1 pseudogene is annotated in these 966 nt (G+C 66.4%); it reads right to left on the bottom strand.

Features of this window, described 5'->3' with window-relative positions:
• Positions 1-966 (bottom strand): annotated as a pseudogene (locus AWB83_RS35655) (hemagglutinin repeat-containing protein); the annotation flags it as partial.

The following is a 966-nucleotide window of genomic DNA, read 5'->3' as shown; positions in this document are numbered from 1 at the left end:
TCGAGCGTCTGCGCATGCACGTGCGCGTCGCCCGAGGCGGTAAGCTGTCCCGCGTTCGAGAGCGTGAGCGCCGTGAGGTCGAGCCCGCCATTGCTGCCCATGACGCCGTTCGGGCCGTTCAAGAGCGCGCCGGTGACCGAGACGCCCAAGCCGTCGCCGTTGAGCGACACCAGACGGCCCGCCGTGTTGTCGAGCGAGACGGCATGCACGTCGGCGCGACTTGCGGCCTGGATCGTGCCTGCGCGGTTGTCGAGTGCGCCTGTATTGAGCGCGAGCGCGCCGTTTGTGATGAGCTTGCCTGAAGCGTTCGAGAGCGCGCCGTTCGAATTGAGCGCGAGCGCCCCCACCCCCGCGTGCTGGACTGCACCGCCGTCGTTCGCGATGCTTTGGCCTGTGACGCTCAGGTTGGCCGCGTTCGATGCGATTGTGCCGCCTGTGTTGTCGAGCGCACCGCCCGCTGTGATGCGTTGATCGTTCGCCCCGTATTGGATGATCTTGCCGCCGCGATTGACGAACGCGCCGGACGTCGAAACATTGAGCGCGTCGCCGTTGATGTCGCCGTTCGTGTTGTCGATCGACGCGGCCGAGACGGTCGTCGTGGCACTGGAAAGCGTACCGCCTGCATTCTGCAATACGCCGCTCGTCGTGGCGGTCAATACACCGCCCGACGTTATCTTGCCAGCGTGGTTGTCGATGCTCTGCGCTTGAATCGCAGCGTTACCCGCCACACTTATCGAACCTTGATTCGCGAGCGTGCCGGCCGAGACATCGAGCGCGCCGTTTGTCCCGATCGAACCGCCTGCGCCGTTGACGAGCGTGCCGCTCGTGCTCACCGCGAGGCCGTCGCCGTTCAGTGACACGATGCGACCCGCCGTGTTATCCAGCGAGCGGGCGCTGACCGTCGCGCGGCCTGCCGCCTGTAGCGTGCCGCCGCGATTGTCGAGCGCGCCGCCGGTTTTAAGGTCG

Source organism: Caballeronia ptereochthonis (assembly GCF_001545075.1).
In the GTDB taxonomy this organism is placed as follows: Bacteria; Pseudomonadota; Gammaproteobacteria; order Burkholderiales; family Burkholderiaceae; genus Caballeronia; species Caballeronia ptereochthonis.
This window is presented reverse-complemented; position numbering and strand designations above follow the sequence as displayed.